Origin of the sequence: Jingyaoa shaoxingensis (genome assembly GCF_014385005.1) — a bacterium.
GTDB lineage: Bacteria > Bacillota > Clostridia > Lachnospirales > Lachnospiraceae > Marvinbryantia > Marvinbryantia shaoxingensis.
The window spans coordinates 791,772-808,160 of the sequence record NZ_JACRSZ010000001.1; the positions used below are offsets into that span (position 1 = coordinate 791,772).

Consider the following 16,389-nt stretch of genomic DNA (forward strand, 5'->3'; position numbering starts at 1 on the left):
CTTTTTCACTATAAGTATCACGTAAACCAAGAAAATCAAGCATATATCTGTTCTGGCTCTCTGTTTTCATTTTCCGCCAATATTGTTTCTCTCTTATTATAGGCATTAACAATATTCTTCAGAAAACTATTCATATCTGCTGGCATAATCGGACGCCCATGTTTTGTGTTAAAAATAAAACCACTGTGTCTACCAATCTCTACATTACTCTGCAATCCCAACATCAAATTTAATTCCTTCTGCTTACGAAACGCATCATATACGGTCTGAGTCATAGGAATTGTTCTGATTCCAGCATCCGTTTTTGTCTCCGAATCATGAAAACAATAACCTTCTTCTCCCTCATAATAAACAAGTTGTCCATTCACATGAATTTCCCGGTTTTTCATATCCACATCTGACCAGGTCAATCCGATTGTTTCACTTATTCTCAGGCAGGCTCCAAACATAATCTGCATCATTGGAAGATGAGGCTTATACACATTACTCTGTTCAACAAACTTCAGAAGTTTTTCCTGCTGTTCCAGTGTCAGTGCTTCTTTCTCCTTTGCCGGAGTTCCACAATCTCCAAGTGTTCCTGTTACCGGATTCTTTCGGATAATCCCATCTTCCACTGCCAGTTCAAAACTGGGATTCAATAAGCCATAAAGACCTTTGATCGTACTGTGTGCCAGTCCTTCATCTGACAATGCAGAAAAGAATGTCCTTACGTGAGATGTCTTAAAATCCACAACACGAATATTTCCCAAAGTATTTCGTATCCGGTAGTCCCACATACGGATATAATTCTTCTTCGTTCTTTCCTTGATATTCTTTGTTGCCATGTATCGCTCAAACAACGTATTCACAGTCAGCTTCTTGACTGATGCATCTGTAATAAGCAGATCATCCATATCCTTATTGTTCTTCTTTTCCATTTCTCGTAAACTCGCCAGATCAGCTGCATAAACCGAATTACGCTTTCCGGTAATTTCATCCTTGTAGCGATACTCATAACGTCCATCTGGACGCTGGTATTCACCTGTTTTTAAATTTCTGCCTATCAGAAATTTTCTGAATACTGGCAGCTTCTTTTCAAGCATACCAGCCGTTGCCGGAGTATCTTCGGTTTCCACATACTACTCTCTGATACAGCGGTGGAATCCTGTGTTACCTTTAAGCCCGAAAGGCACCCATACAGCTCATTCAATTTTCAACGAATCATGAAAGCTTATCTCAGCCTATAATGAAAATGGGGGTATTGGCTCCACTACTTTTTTTGCTTTCCATCTTGCCTTACAATAGTCTTACCGGTCTATACATTCATCTGATGAATGAATCTCTATTTTTACTTGTCAAAAAAATATGGGAAACAAAGTCTTCCTGTGACTATGGTATTTTAAGATATTATACCTTAAGACTCTTACATGAAATTATGGATCTGCCTGCGGAAAGTGAATCCGACGGTTTCTTTACCCGTTCTCAGATTACAATTGTAAAAGAAGCCGAATCTATGATCATGAGCGATTTATCCAAACGATTTACCGCAAAAGAGATGGCCTACCGATTTGGTATCAGCGAAAGCAGCTTTAAACTACATGTGAAGGGAATTCTCGGAGAAAGTTATCTGACCTATTTCCGCAAAAAAAGAATGGAGAAAGCTGCTGAGCTTCTTACAACAACCCATCTAAAGATTATCGAGGTTGCAAACGCTGTCGGCTATGAAAACCAGGGAAAATTTGCAAACGTATTTGCGAAAGAATATGGAAATACACCATTGGAATTTCGTCGCTTGTCCGAAAGTGGACAGTGTGAATTTTTTCTGTAAATTCAGATTTTCTATGATATTTGATCGGCTTAACAGCAGGATTCACAAGCGTGAAATTGAACGAGCAAAGACCGAACGTGATGATTACCTTGCCCGAAAGGAGGCTGAATGTGCAATTCTACGTGAAAAAAGCGGCAATGAAACTATCTTCATTACCGATAAAAATGAGCGTCTACTATAGGAATCGAACCTACAATAGAGTCTTAGGAGCTCAAGATACCACTGAAAACATATATAATTCTTAGTAAAGTTACGTCAAGGAAATCCTTGATTTTCCTAACGATTCTGTTACTCCCTGTCAAAATAAGAAAACCTGTTTTCATCTCTGTAAAACACCTCTCGGTGCTCGGAGCATCCGGAGGATGTAACCATTCCGTTCCATCGAGTTCACTCGGTTGGCCACTATTACAATTCAGTTTTGCAACAATGATGACTTGGTTTTCTTATTAGATTACATATGTTATAACGTGTATGATGTCGGATGTCGATGGGTTTTTGACCATTACTCCGATTTGCACCCATCGAAGATGCAACTACACCTTCTATCTTTTTATCTGTCTCTCTGCGCTCTTCCATTCCAGAATGGCATTTTTCACCCGCTGGTCAATATCCAGTCGTGCTCTGCGACATTCTTCCGGATATTTTCTTGCTGCCTGAAATGCCAGTTTCATAAAGAGTCCGGAGCCAACCGGGAGCATTGTCTTTAGCATGCTATCTGGAAAAACGAAATGGGTTCCATGCTCATAAATTACAAACTCTAATCTGCATGTATGAGGGTGTTCTTTCATTCGCTGTTTCATTCGGCGGATATATTTTGCAGTATCCCACAACACATCATCTTCCGCACCAATCAGCAATAATATTCCATTGATTTTTTCAATCTTGATCATCTTGTCTTCTGTGATTGGATGAGCCTTTTCCGAGTCATCAAACAGTTTTCTTGAATTAATCATATCACCGGTCCGTTTTGTTTCTTTCTTAATCACATGCCAGTAATCCGGATGTTTGTAGCAAAATGGCATATACGGAAGGGGTTCTCCTTTGTAAGAAAAAAGAGATTCTCCTTCAATCGGCCATTCCTTACAGCCATCTTTTTTGCCCTGCATAAACCCCTGCCAGATAAAGTCACTCGGTGTCAGACCAATCGTCAATGTAATATCTTCAAAATAAGAAGCTGCAGTTAAGGCAAGTGTTCCTGTAGTAGATGCCCCGACAATTCCTATCTTCTGATTACCATGTGCTTTTAACCAATCAATTGCTTTTTCTATACGCTCCAGCGGATAATTATGATGTCCATAATCCTTTTTTCCAGGTGACATTGTCATCACATTCACACCGAGTTTATGTAACCATTTCACAGATGTACGCGCCAGATAATCCTCTGAATCATCTCCGATCATGGCAATCATTGCACAGTCTGAATCTGATTTACATTTCCAGTATGCACCATAAAATCCATCTGTTCCCACATCAAAATGTCTTTTCTTCATCTGTATCATCTCCTGCTCGTATAATATCATCCATGTTTTTCCATAACTATTATTTTGTTCGAGATTTTTCGAACAGTTGGAATTTTACCTATCACATGATAAATCGGCATAAGTTCTTTCATCCCTTCGACCAGACTGACTTCCTGCTGAACAGAAAATTCCGATATGATTCTTTGCAGCTCTTTTCCATTCTTAACTCCCCATGTGAATTTGGCATTGCTTCCCTCTATGGATTTTTCTTTCACATGTTTTACAACAAACGGTGACATGGTTTCGACCATTACGGTTACTTCCTGAAATGATTTTTCAATAATAGAAAACATTTTTTTGATGTCCTTCTCACACAAATACATTGTAAGCCCTTCGATTATTACCAGAACATTCTCACAGTGATAATCTATATCATCTATATAGGAATCATCCATTGCAGACTTTGCAATCTGATATATCGGACCTGTTTCTGCAAGAAACCGTTTCCTTATCTTCATCGTTTCCGACAGATCCACATTGTACCAGCGCAGATATTTTCCCTTCATCCGATAACATCTGGTATCCAGTCCGCATGCAATATTTACAACAACTGTATTTTCATGATTCTCCAAATATTGCCTGACTATCCGGTCTAATACAATTGTCCTTGCAATCACACCATAAGTCATGGCATTATCCTTATCTGCTTTAGAAAAGTCATAATCCAGCTTTTCCACAAGTTCTACGGCAATTTCGTCCTTGATCTTTGCATTTTGTTTTTTTGTTTCTTTTGCTCTTGCATACAGGGTCTGTACCATCGTCTCTGGGACACCTGTCACATTCACTTTTTCTTTCATTATCTATCGCCTTCCGCTATTGTTTTCTTACAACGCAATGTAGCCTCATCCCTTTACGGATTTCAAATTTTTCCACTTTTAGTCCTGCTTTTCTGCAACATTTCATAACCACATCTCTTGTTGGAACCCGGACATCTCCGTGTCCACATATATTTGCCAAAGGCATTTCCAGTGTATTCATCAGCCATACCAATACTTTATTGTCACTGGTCACATCCTGCATCCAGTAATTCTCTAAACGGCTCTTTCTCCAGCTCCGCAAGAATATCCGGATAATCCTTCTTACACATTTCGTAAATACCAGCATGGTTACTTTCATATCTTCCTGCTGCTTTTGTAAATTCAGCAATCGACAACTTTTTGTATTCTTCATTTTTCATGCTTTACCCTCCAATCACTGCACTGTTCTCGCTTTACATCCACATATCTTCAGTTTTTTCACATAATCATAAAATTGCTTATGCAGTTCCCTCATTTCGTCTGGTGCCTTCACAGCATGTTGATACATGAATTTATCTCCAAAGCTACTTTCGAATGTAATAGCAAGCATAATCGTAAGAATTGGTAATGGTAAAAAGCGAAAAATATTCATTTTTCCAGGCGACAACCTACCTGACTGTTTCTGCAAAAAGGTAAAATTTTTTTTTAATCTTCTTGCTGTTTTCTTCATGGTCTTCCAATCTCTTCCTGCTCTTTCTGGACAGTCAGCTTCATAATATGCATCTGCAATCGGCACCACCATGGCAAGATGACACAGCTGCCACATATGCATATCCTTTACTTCCTGATATGGAATATGAGCATGTCTCAATATCTCTGAAAACTGTTTTGTTCTTTCGGATTTATTTCCTGATATTTCTGCAAATGTTGTCGGCTGAATAAGCCTCGGCGTGAGTGCTGCATCAAGTATGCCATCATCATTTATACTTCCGCCTGCTCCCGGAAAAGCCGGTAATATTCTTCCTGTTCCTACAATGTCTTCCCATTTTTTATAACTGTCCAGTGAATTTACCATTGTAACAATGGTATTGCTTTTATAATTTTTCAATTCCGAAAGTGCTTCATACAGCTGATTCTCCCGGACAGTCAGTAAAACAAAATCATAAATATCATCGTTTGAAGCTTCTCCGAGAATCTTAATTTTCGCCTTTATTATGTTCTGATCTTTCTTATAAAGTAATCCATTATTTTTTAGGACTTCAAGTCTTTTTCCTCTGGCATAAATACTTGTATCATAACCTGCTTCTGCCAATAAAGCCGCATACAAAGAACCAATCACGCCTGCACCATAAATTAATATTCTCATAGAAATCCGTCCTCTTTTCATTTTCAAGAAAACTGCAAATTCTTATGTTAGTAAAGTCTAACTCTCATTTTCTAAAAAACCGTGTGAAAACAAAACTGTAATTCCACACGGTTTCTTTTCTTATGCATTCAGTATATCACTTTTACCTGGTTTATCAACCAGATTTTAGTCAAAACTAACTGATGCAATCTTGTATTTTTGATGTACTAAATTGACTGCTCAAAAATTCTGCTTTTTCCAAAGCTCGTGATAAGCAGAACTTGAATGAAGCAGTTGAGAATGGGTTCCTCTCGCGGTTATCTGACCATCCTCAATCATAAGTATCTGGTCAGCTTCCATTATTGCCGAAAGCTTGTGTGCAATCACAACAAGCGTTTTTCCCTTTACCATTTCGTTTATCGCCTGTTGAATATAGGCCTCATTATCGGGGTCAATGCTGGCAGTTGCTTCATCGAGTAAAACTATGGGAGCGTCCTTAAGTATCGCTCTCGCAATAGATATTCGCTGCTTTTCTCCTCCAGAGAGTGTCGAGCCACCTTCCCCTATCACCGTGTCATAGCTATTTTCAAGAGCGGATATAAACTCATGGCAGCGAGCCTTTTTGCAGGCTTCAATAACCTCTTCCTTCGTTGCACCTTTTTTTCCAAAAGCAATGTTATTGAAAATGGTATCGTTAAAAAGATACACATTTTGAAAAACCACGCTTATATTTTCAAGGAGGCTTTCCGTTGTCATTGCTTTAATATCTGTTCCTCCAATACTTACCGTACCCGAATCAGTGTCCCAGAAACGGGCAATAAGATTTACGATGGTGCTTTTTCCGCAACCACTTTTTCCAACAAGTGCTGTCATACTGTGCTGTGGTATATGAAAACTCATATCCTTGATAACAGCCGATTCATTGTATCCGAATGTGACATTTTTAAAGTCAATATCAAAATTATTGAGCTTGACTGTTTTTCCACTATTGTCCATCAATTCAGTCTGCCTTATTCTGTCATAACGGTCAAGAGAAGCATCTGCAACTCTGAATGCAGTTATATTGATAAGCGCAAGCATTGGAGCTGCAAGTTCAAAAGCAAAAACTGACATTGCAATAACAAAGGGGATCTCCATTCCGCCGTTAAGGCCAACATATCCGCAGATAAAAATAACTGCTGAAATGCAAAGTCCTGTCATACACTGTGCTACGATAACTGGCATTGAAAAACGTTTTTCAAATTTTATCTGAGCTTCGGTGAGCTTCAGAAAATCCTCCGAGGTCGCTTTGTGGCTTTTTCCTGCAAGATTAAATGCCTTTACAACAGGCATTCCCTTTATATATTCAATGACCGTTCCAACCAACTTGTTCTGTGCCTCCTGCTGATTTGCAGCCTCTTCCGAAGCAACCCGGTGAGCCGCAGCGAATGCAGCAAAAAACAATGCCGTTGTAACTGCCATAGCCAAAGCCACCCATATATTGAGCACAAGAAGAAAAACGAAAGATATGCCGATACCGATAACAGAAGTTGTTATTTTTCCCAGGGTATCCATTCCATGTTCTTCCACAAAGGAAATATCATTTGTAATGACAGAGGTAACGTTGCCAATATTATCCTCGGAAAAAAATCCCATTGGAAAGCGCTTTATCCTGTCGCCAAAGTTCATACGCTCACGGGCAAATATTTCATATCCCACACCAGACTGGTTTATATCTGTCAGGTAGCGGCATATCATTCTGAGAATAACACCTGCAAAAATACCAGTAAAAGTGATAATAATACTATTTTTACCGAAGTTACCGTCCATTATAGTCATAAGCACATACAGCAGCATACATATCGGAACATTCGAGGCAAGACTTTCAAAAAATGAAAGTACATAAGCACGGTCAAGTTTTTTGCGGTATTCACCTGAAAGTCCCATTATTCTCTTTATGAACTTAAACATTTTCAGAATCCTCCTTTACAGCGATGTTCCAATTACCGGCTTCAAGGCTCATCTGCCACAGCCTGCGGTAAATACTGCTGCTTTCCATAAGCTCATCATGAGTTCCATTTGCAGAGGCTCTGCCACTTTCAAGCACGACTATATTATCAGCATCTGCGATAGTCCAGAGTCTGTGCGCTATCATAATGACAGTTCTGCCCTTTGTAAGTTCATTAAGAGCATTTGTTATAAGTTCCTCGTTTTCCGCATCGGTATATGCAGTGGCTTCATCAAGAATTATTATAGGCGCATTTTTCAGTATTGCTCTTGCAATGGTTATGCGCTGACGCTCGCCTCCGGAAAGCTTTCCTCCAAGCACGCCAACTTCAGTATCATAGCCATGAGGAAGTTTTGAAATAAAGTCGTGGCAGGCAGCAGCTTTTGCCGCAGCTATCATTTCATCCATTGTTGCGTCTTTTTTTCCCATGCGAAGATTATCAGCAATCGTCCCCCTGAAAAGGAAATTATCCTGCGCAACATAGGCTGTCATACTCATAAGCGTATCAAAAGTATATTCACGAATGTCACGTCCGTCGATGGTTATGCTTCCATCCGAAACGTCCCAATAATGAACGGTAAGTCTTGCTGCAGTAGATTTTCCACTGCCCGATTCACCAACAAGAGCCGTTTTTTTCCCCTGCTCTGCTTTAAAGCTCACATTTTTAAGAACATCCCTGTCCTTATATGCAAATGTAACATTTTTAAATTCTACATCATAGCTTTCTGGAAGCTCGGAAATATTTCCAGAATGAACGTCTTCCGCGCTGTAAAGAGCTTCAAGCTGCTTTACAGTGTAATCCACCTGTGGAAACATTGGGAAGAAATTTATGACTCTCGTAAGCGGTCCGCTCATACTGAGATCAAGCATAAGAACAAAAATCCATGTGTTAAGATCAAGCGTGCCATTGTAATACATTATCGCACCGACAGGCAATGTGAGCAGAACCGTGCATGGCATTCCAGCGTAAACCAGCGACATTGAACGCCAGCTTTCCCTGAACCAGTCAAGGGTAAATACTTTATAATTCTCCACCGTATCAGAATATTTTTTAAATGAGCTTGTGGTCTGTCCAAAGATCTTTATTACTTCCATTCCCGAAACATACTCAACAACGGCATTGTTGAGTTTTGCTCCAGATTCATAATAAAGCGGCATTTTTTTCATTCCTGATTTCATCATTATTCCCATTCCGATGATTCCGAACGGCAACGATGCAAGTGAGAGCAGCCCCATTCTCCAATCTGTCACAAAAATCACTGCCAGCACAATAAACGGCATAACAAGATTGGGTATCCCCTCCGGAAGCATATGTGCAAGCATAAGCTCAATCCGTCCTATTTCTTCCACAAAGCTTTTCTTGTATTTTCCTGTTCCACCATCTGCAACCTCGCCCAGTGGCTGATGCATAAGCTCATCAGCAAGCTTTACGCGCATATTGTAAAGCGTTCCGAACGCTCCCTCGTGGGAAAGATTGAGTCCCTCTCCGTAAAGGATATACTTTGCCGTAAAGCAAATCAATATAAGCGCAGATGTTCTCACAACATCTGCCATTGCCGCAGCTTCACTAATGTATTTCCCGATAAGACCGCTTATCAGAAAATACGGCACAACCCCTATGGGAACGCTTATCGAGATAAGTGCAAGTGCTGTAAAAATGTGTCGTCTGTACTTTCCCGCATACTTTAATATAGATGCCATTTCGCTCCTCCTCTTGTTAGCATTAGCTAACCAACATAAAATAAAAAAGGCACACTTTTTCATGTACCTCTTAATATTACAGATTTAAGACTTCTTTTTTCTACTCCGAAAAGCGTTTTTTTTGCTCCGAAGCATTATTTTTCATTCTCCGGCGATATTCAAGCGGAGAATAACCGTAAACCGCACGGAATGCCGAAGCAAACTTGCTTTGATTGCCGTATCCGACAAGATGCGCAACGTCTCCGACACTCATTTCCGTGCGTCCTGAAAGAAGTTCCGCCGCATATCGAAGCTTTTTTGCTCTGATATAAGCACCTGTCGGCTGACCGTAAAGACGTTTAAAGCAACTGCTGAGATTTGTTTCAGAAATGCAGAATTTTGATGCAAGTTCGCCTACCGTGATCTCATCAATAAAGTGAAGATTTATGTAAGCGTATACTTCCTTTACTGCCTCTGCGACCGCATGGGAAAAGCTTGGCAGACGCTCCTGACATTCATAACCGCTCGCATTTATAAAGCACAAAAGCTCCAGAGTTTTCAGCACCATATAAGGCTTTCTTATCTCTTCATTAATATGATACAGTTCAGAGAAAATATGCTCAAGAGCAGGTTTGGCTCTTATAAAAAAGGTCGGTGAATTGCTGAATAAACGCTCCGAAATGCGTTTAAGATCAATTCTTGCTTCGGGTATGCGCTTGTCTATGACAGGCTGTGCCTTTTCAATGTCAATCATAATAGAAATGCCTCTGTATTTTCCGTAAGGAATATGTGAAGATACAAACTGTGAGCCATTTGTATCACTGATTGCAAGATCTCCGCTGCTTAAGAAGCCAATTTCACCTGTTTCAAGCTCAAATTCAAAGCATCCTTCGTTACAGTAATTTATCTGAATAAACCCTGGAACGGGCGGAGTGTCCTGCCAGCATGATTTCATATCAAGGACATCATAGGACATAAGTATTCCATTCATGACTTCATAAACGTGCATGATTCCTTTTCCGCTTCCATCAGAATCAGAAAGATAATAGATCGTGCAGTTCTTTCCGTCTTCTTCTCCTGCAAATTTGTAGTTTCTCCATGTTTCGGGATTTATCTTTTTCATAAATTCTCCTTGCATACAAATACGCTGCACATCTGTTATTTCTGACAGATATGCAGCTGATAGTCTTATTTAAGGTCTAGTCCACTCACTTCAACATACTGGCTGTCTGAGCAGAATTCATAGCCGTTTATCTTATCACTGTTCCATGCGGCAAGTTCAACCGTGTTTGCAAACGGAACGCAGAGAGCTTCATCTGGAATCGTTGTGAGAATCGTATTGTATATCTCACTTATACGGCTTTCATCAGCGGAGCAGTCAAGCTCGGAAACAATCCCCTCAGGCAGGAATTCAGCAAACTGTACCGCAACGGGATCTGCGCTGACTGTTGGATCCATATTGGTAACGACCGTGAACGGATCAAACGAACCACCGTAAGTACGATAGTGGATAATATCATATTCACCATTCATCGAAGCTTCATAATAGGTCATCATATCCATATCAGAAACATTTACCTTGAAGCCAACCTTGCCAAGCTGAGAAGCAATCGCAAGCATACCATCACCGATGCTTCCGTAATCGCTTGTGTAAAGCATAGTCAATTCAAGTGGAGTTCCATCCTTGTCCCTTATGCCGTCACCATCGGAATCCGTCCATCCAGCTTCATCCAGAAGTTGTGCAGCCTTATCCGGATCATAGCTGTAAACAGTTGCCTCCACATCACAGTAAGGCTTTGATTCGCTGAAAAGAGTATCGGCAGGTGTCATTGTTCCCCGGAAAACATCGTTTGATATGGAATCCTTGTCAATTGCGTATTCAACGGCAAGACGCACATTTTTATCATCAAATGGCTCTTTTGCCATATTGAAGCCTATATAATTTGTAAGAGTAGGCTCATCATTGATTGCTGTGCCGAAAGAGCTGTCTGCGGAAAGTTCGGTGTAAGCATCCGCGCTGAGTCTTGCTGCACCTGTTATAGCATCTATTTCACCACTTCTGAGTGCGAGCACCTTTGCATCATTATCCGGAATGACCTTTATCTTGAAAGTATCAGCCTCAGGAGTCTCACCCCAGTAATATGGATTGCGGACAAAGGTATAAACACTTCCGTCGAAGTCTCCCTGATACATATATGGTCCTGTTCCCATGGTCATTGTCTGAAAATCATCGGCTTTATATGTAAGGTCATCGTTAAAACCATTTGGATTTACAATACCGAGAGGATTGCAGGTGGAAAGGTCGTTGAGTGTGCCATAGTAAGGCTGGGTGAGCTTTATAACAACAGTGGATTCATCAGGAGCTTCAATCGTGTCAATGACCGTCATGAGTTTTCCATATGAACCGATATACGCTCCAAGGTTCACCGCTGCAGCTTCAAGGCTCTTTTTTACTGCAGTCGCATCGCAAGGAGTTCCATCGGAGAATTTAATGCCATCTCTAAGGGTAAAGGTATATTCCTTTCCATCCTCACTCACGTCCCATTTTTCCGCAAGACTGCCCTTATATTCGCCATCTTCATAAACAACGAGAGTATCGTAAAAATTATGTCCCCAGTAAGATATTCCATAATTCGAAGACATTCCGCCATGAACGACAGCATAAAATCCTGCATCAAACGTCCAACTCTCGCAAAGAGTTACGCTTTTATTTTCCTCTGACTGGCTGGCATCACTGTTAGCTGCTGAAGTTTTTGAATCACTCGTTTCGGATGCAATGTCCGCACTGGCGCAGACAGCCATCGCCGTATTTGTACAAATCGAAAGTGCCGCAGCCACAGCAAAAAACATTTTCATTTTCATAATTTTTTCCTTTCTATTGAGAATTTGATATATATTAACCGTTTTTAACGGAAATATCATATTTTTTTATTCCTGATGACGAGGAACTTATAAGTGTTTTTGCATATTCACTTTTAAATACCTTTATATCCCCTGAATAGTTTACAGATTCAAGTATCCTGCCACTTTTCATAACGGCTATCCTCTGTGATATGTAGAGAGCTGCATCTATATCGTGAGTGATAAGCAGGCAGCCTTTTCCCGAGTTTTTCTGTATCTTTATGAGCAGATCCAGAACATTTTTTCTGACAACTGCATCAAGTCCGCTGACGGCCTCATCAAAAATTATATAATCAGGATCTGCGGCAAGCGCACGGGCAATACATACTCTCTTCTGCTGTCCTCCCGAAAGCTCTCCCGAGCGCTGTGAAAGAATACTTTTGGGAAGTTCCATTTGTTCAATAAACTTTTCAACTGTTTTCCTTTCTTCATCTCTCGGGCATTTTTTTAAATTTTTTATTGGTTCTGCAATACTTTCATATACAGAAAAACGTGGGTCAAGAGCAGCTCTGCTGTTTTGAAGAACAAGCTGGAGTTTTGCACAGATAACCTTATTTTTTCTTCGCAGCCTGGGAGTCAGACTCTCGCCGTCACATACAACCGTTCCGCTGTCGGGAGAAATAAGTCCTGAAATTATCCTTACAAGAGTGGTCTTTCCCGAGCCACTTTCTCCTACAAGAGAGCAAAACTCGTTTTTATCCAGAAAAAAACTCACATTATCGACTGCGTTGAATTTTTTTCCGTCTTTGAAAAAGCATTTGGTAATATTATTTGCCGTTAAAATATATCTCACCTCATATCAGCAGAGCAGCATTAAGCAGCTCCTTTGTATATTCATTTTCAGGAGCGGCAATTATCTTCTCTATGTTGCCCTGCTCCACAAAAACACCGTTTTTCATTATATAAGCATATCCACCGAAACGATCTGCCACAGCAAAATCATGAGTTATCATTATAACAGCTGCGCTGCCGCACAGGCCTTTGAGCAGATTCGTGACTGCTATTCTATGCTCTGCATCAAGGGCAGTGGTAGGCTCGTCTGCAATGATCAGCTTAGGGTGGTTTATGATTGCTGCAGCCACAGCTGCTCTTTGCAGCATTCCACCTGAAAGCATATAAGGATAACTTGACCATATCGCTTTGCATTGTTCCAAGCCAGCCCTATGCATAGCTTCAAAAACAGCATTTTGAGCGGCTTTGACACTGCTTTTGTTATGAATTCTATATGTTTCCGCGAGCTGATTTCCAAGTTTGCAGGAAGGATCAAAGGATGTCATTGGATTTTGGGGGATAAGTGCAATATCACTTCCGTAAAGTTTTCTTCGTTTCTTTGCATCCGCCGACATAATATCTTTTCCCTCAAAAAATATCTGTCCTGATACATCAAAATTATATCTGTTCGTAAGACCGAACAGTGTACGGCATATCATTGTTTTTCCGCTGCCCGACTGACCAAGAATCAGAAGCGGTTCGCCTTCATCAACGGAAAGATTAATCCCATTAACAACCTTTACTCCACTGCTTTTTACTTTTACAGAAAGCTCTTTTATTTCAAGCAGCATTTATATTCCTCCCTCTGAGGTCAATGCGTCACGCAGCGCTTCACCAAAAAGATTAAAACCTGCTGTGGTAACAAAAATACAAATTCCGGGATAAACAAGCATCTCGGGATGACCGTAAAGTCCTGTTCTTGCTTCATTCATCATTGCCCCCCATTCGGCAGTTCCCTGTGGAAGTCCAAGACCAAGAAATGAAAAGCTCGATATCATTATGATTGCAGAAGCAACTCCCGTACTCATATAAACGATGCACTGTGGAAGAATGTTCGGTATAAGGTGTCTGAATATCAGACTCACCGTGCTGCAGCCACTTATTCTTGCTGCTGTAATATACTCTTTGCCCATTTCTGTTGCGGCATATGAACGAACCGTTCTTGCAAACCAGGCCCACATAGAAATCACGACAGCAACAGCAATATTCTGTATACCGTTTCCGAGAACGCTTATCACAGCAATAGCTGTTATGAGTGATGGAAAGGAAATAAAAACATCACAGATAAACGTAATTATCCTGTCCATCTTTTCACCTGCGCAGACACTAAACGTTCCTATAATAAGTCCCAGGATTCCGAGTATCAGCAACATAGGAATACTCATTCCTATGGCATATCTTGCACCATATATAAGACGTGAAAGCTCGCATCTTCCAAGCTGATCCGTTCCAAGAGGGTAATCCCCATCTGCCTTGAGGTATTTAAGTGATGGATCTATTTGATCTGGTGAATTTGGCGCTATTACAGGCGCAAATATTGCACATATAATTACAATCATAATAAGTATAAGTCCTATAACCGCCTGTGGTTTCGAAAAAATTTTCTTAGTCATTTATCTCCCTTACCATCCACGGGCATATCAGCCTGTTTATCACGTCTGCTGCAAGATTGGTAATCACAAACACTGTTGCAATTATCACAATACAAGCAGCAGCCGCAGAAGAATCTCCGCTCACAACACAGGAAACAAGATATGTTCCTACTCCGTTCAGTGAAAAAACTTTTTCTGCAACAGCACTTCCTGCAAGCATATATCCAAGATACTGACCGAAAAGAGTTATCACAGGAGGCAATGAATTTTTAAATCCGTGCCTCACGATTATCTGCCACTCGGACAGTCCTCTTGTCCTTGCATATGCCGCATAATCCGAGCTTATTTCTGAAAGCAATGACGAACGCATTACCCTGATTGCTCCGCAGGCTGACGGAAATGCCAGTGCAAAAGACGGAAGTATATATCCGCTTATTCCCGCCTTCGGAACAACACTGAATATCGACAGCCTGACCGCAAACAGCAACAGAAGCATAAATCCAAGCCAGAAAACGGGCAGGCATATCCCACCTATGGTCAATACCCTCACAATATGGTCAAACATTTTGCCATGAAACCTTGCACACAAAATTGCTATGGAAAAAACAATAATGATCATCCATCCCATTGCCATGATAACAAGTTGGAAAGTTACAGGAAAAAAAGTTTTTATATCGTCAGTTATACTGTGATACGTAACCACCGATTTTCCCATATCACCCTTAAGCAGTCCTTTCAGCCACAGAAAATAGCGTGTAGGCAGCGGCTTATCAAGTCCCATTTCTTCCCTCAGGGAATCTACAAGTATTGTGTCACCTGCTGAGTTGCTTCGTATCGCAGCAGCTAACGCCGGATCTTTTCCTGACATTGTCATGAGAATAAAACACAGTACCGTCACCCCTATAAGAACAGGGATTGTACTTGCAAACCTTTTTATAAAATACTTTTTCAAGTAGGTCCCCTCCGCATGAGTAAGTTGCAACTAATTTTCGTTTCATTCTACATAATAGCATGTTTTGAAATAATTTCCACTCCAAAATCTCATACTTTGGCTCCAAAAAAACAGCTCTGCCATTTTAAAACAGAAAAAGACGCAAGCCACATTTCTATGACTCACGCCTTTTTCTACTCATATTTTAAAAATCTTTATTTTCTTTTTCTTTCATACAATTCATACAATTTCCCGCATTCCATGCATATCCATCCTGCTTCGCCTGTATATAGCGGATATTTTCGTTCCTTATAATATTCTGTTTCATAATTTTCTATTAATTCCACAAGGTTATTGATATCCCCCATCTGAGCGGCAGCCATTCCTGTTATTGCCCACAAAAAGCCAGTTCTTTTTTTATTCAGTTTCTGCCACTGAAACCTTTCCGTAAACTGATCATATAATACCTTTTGCTTTTTCTTCTCTTTTACCGGAAATTCATAAATCAGCGGATAAATCTGAGCAACACCATCCGGATAAAATTCTGCCAGGTGATACAGATCACTGTTTCCAATAATTCTCCATCTTTGATTCGCATCATCCCAAAATGTCTTTTCTATCTGTCCTTGTATCTTTTTACGTATTTCACTGATTGCCTGCGTATCTTCCATTCCTGCAAGTTCCAATTCATACATGCCTTTCCATACTTCCAGATTATCCATCAGATAAACTGTTGTATTTTCTTCTGAGACCTGTGTAATTCCATCCTGCATCAAGCTTTGAATCTTTTTTAATGCAAGGCTGATTCCCTTTTTCCAGTATTCCGGCAGGTCTGTATTTTCTGTCTTTTCCAGATATTTTCCCATAAGGAAAAGATACATACCAAGATATCCGTCTTCGGAATCAGCCTTTTCTTTATAAATAAGTTTCCCATTCTCTTTCCTGTAGATTCCCATTTTTCCATCTGTTTCCAGCAAAATTCCGGTATGCCAGTCCAGATACCTGCCAACCGCTTTTTTCTCAGTTTCAGTCATGGAACAATTCCTTGTTTCTGCCAGAAGCCCCAGTGCAGCTATACATCCCTACCGATTTCAGCGAAAGCTTTTCTATGCTCTCCC

15 protein-coding genes are annotated in these 16,389 nt (G+C 40.4%); 1 reads left to right on the forward strand and 14 read right to left on the reverse strand.

The window, feature by feature from the left end; all coding sequences use genetic code 11:
- Positions 1-35 precede the first annotated feature (35 nt).
- Positions 36-1,115 carry a tyrosine-type recombinase/integrase gene (locus tag H8716_RS03730; RefSeq protein ID WP_249307158.1) on the reverse strand — a complete coding sequence of 360 codons (1,080 nt, stop codon included), beginning with the start codon at positions 1,113-1,115 and terminating at the stop codon, positions 36-38.
- Positions 1,116-1,414: 299 nt separating this feature from the next.
- Here H8716_RS03730 and H8716_RS03735 point away from each other — a divergent pair, with 299 nt between their 5' ends.
- The gene (locus H8716_RS03735; RefSeq protein ID WP_249307159.1) at positions 1,415-1,807 is read left to right on the forward strand and encodes a helix-turn-helix domain-containing protein; all 393 of its coding nucleotides are present in this window, start codon (positions 1,415-1,417) and stop codon (positions 1,805-1,807) included.
- A gap of 542 nt (positions 1,808-2,349) precedes the next feature.
- Here the strand turns inward: H8716_RS03735 and H8716_RS03740 are convergent.
- From H8716_RS03740 to H8716_RS03800, 13 genes are all read right to left on the reverse strand, one after another.
- The gene (locus H8716_RS03740; RefSeq protein ID WP_249307160.1) at positions 2,350-3,297 is read right to left on the reverse strand and encodes an acyl-CoA thioester hydrolase/BAAT C-terminal domain-containing protein; all 948 of its coding nucleotides are present in this window, start codon (positions 3,295-3,297) and stop codon (positions 2,350-2,352) included.
- A gap of 26 nt (positions 3,298-3,323) precedes the next feature.
- Complete coding sequence (locus H8716_RS03745) at positions 3,324-4,124, reverse strand: class I SAM-dependent methyltransferase (RefSeq protein WP_249307161.1); 801 nt, start codon at positions 4,122-4,124, stop codon at positions 3,324-3,326.
- Positions 4,125-4,327: 203 nt separating this feature from the next.
- A complete protein-coding gene (locus tag H8716_RS17690; protein WP_330606439.1) occupies positions 4,328-4,504 on the reverse strand; it encodes a hypothetical protein in 177 nt (58 codons plus the stop codon).
- Positions 4,505-4,518: 14 nt separating this feature from the next.
- Positions 4,519-5,430, reverse strand: coding sequence for a ketopantoate reductase family protein (locus H8716_RS03755; RefSeq protein ID WP_249307162.1), 912 nt, complete (start codon positions 5,428-5,430; stop codon positions 4,519-4,521).
- 219 nt (positions 5,431-5,649) lie between these two features.
- Positions 5,650-7,359, reverse strand: coding sequence for an ABC transporter ATP-binding protein (locus H8716_RS03760; RefSeq protein WP_249307163.1), 1,710 nt, complete (start codon positions 7,357-7,359; stop codon positions 5,650-5,652).
- Positions 7,352-9,097 (reverse strand): ABC transporter ATP-binding protein, encoded by a 1,746-nt coding sequence (locus tag H8716_RS03765; protein ID WP_249307164.1) that lies wholly within the window; start codon positions 9,095-9,097, stop codon positions 7,352-7,354. The genes H8716_RS03760 and H8716_RS03765 overlap by 8 nt, the downstream gene beginning before the upstream one ends.
- Positions 9,098-9,197: 100 nt before the next feature.
- Positions 9,198-10,085, reverse strand: coding sequence for a helix-turn-helix domain-containing protein (locus H8716_RS03770; RefSeq protein WP_249307165.1), 888 nt, complete (start codon positions 10,083-10,085; stop codon positions 9,198-9,200).
- Between the two features lie 179 nt (positions 10,086-10,264).
- On the reverse strand, positions 10,265-11,938 hold the full coding sequence (locus H8716_RS03775; RefSeq protein ID WP_249307166.1) for an ABC transporter substrate-binding protein: 1,674 nt from the start codon (positions 11,936-11,938) through the stop codon (positions 10,265-10,267).
- A gap of 34 nt (positions 11,939-11,972) precedes the next feature.
- On the reverse strand, positions 11,973-12,770 hold the full coding sequence (locus tag H8716_RS03780) for an ABC transporter ATP-binding protein (RefSeq protein WP_249307167.1): 798 nt from the start codon (positions 12,768-12,770) through the stop codon (positions 11,973-11,975).
- Position 12,771: 1 nt separating this feature from the next.
- Complete coding sequence (locus tag H8716_RS03785) at positions 12,772-13,539, reverse strand: ATP-binding cassette domain-containing protein (protein WP_249307168.1); 768 nt, start codon at positions 13,537-13,539, stop codon at positions 12,772-12,774.
- Positions 13,540-14,361 (reverse strand): ABC transporter permease, encoded by an 822-nt coding sequence (locus H8716_RS03790; RefSeq protein ID WP_249307169.1) that lies wholly within the window; start codon positions 14,359-14,361, stop codon positions 13,540-13,542.
- A complete protein-coding gene (locus tag H8716_RS03795; protein ID WP_249307170.1) occupies positions 14,354-15,292 on the reverse strand; it encodes an ABC transporter permease in 939 nt (312 codons plus the stop codon). Before H8716_RS03795 ends, H8716_RS03790 begins: the two co-directional genes overlap by 8 nt.
- 194 nt (positions 15,293-15,486) lie before the next feature.
- Entirely contained in the window at positions 15,487-16,305 is an 819-nt protein-coding gene (locus tag H8716_RS03800) for a hypothetical protein (RefSeq protein WP_249307171.1), read from the reverse strand.
- Between the last annotated feature and the right edge of the window lie 84 nt (positions 16,306-16,389).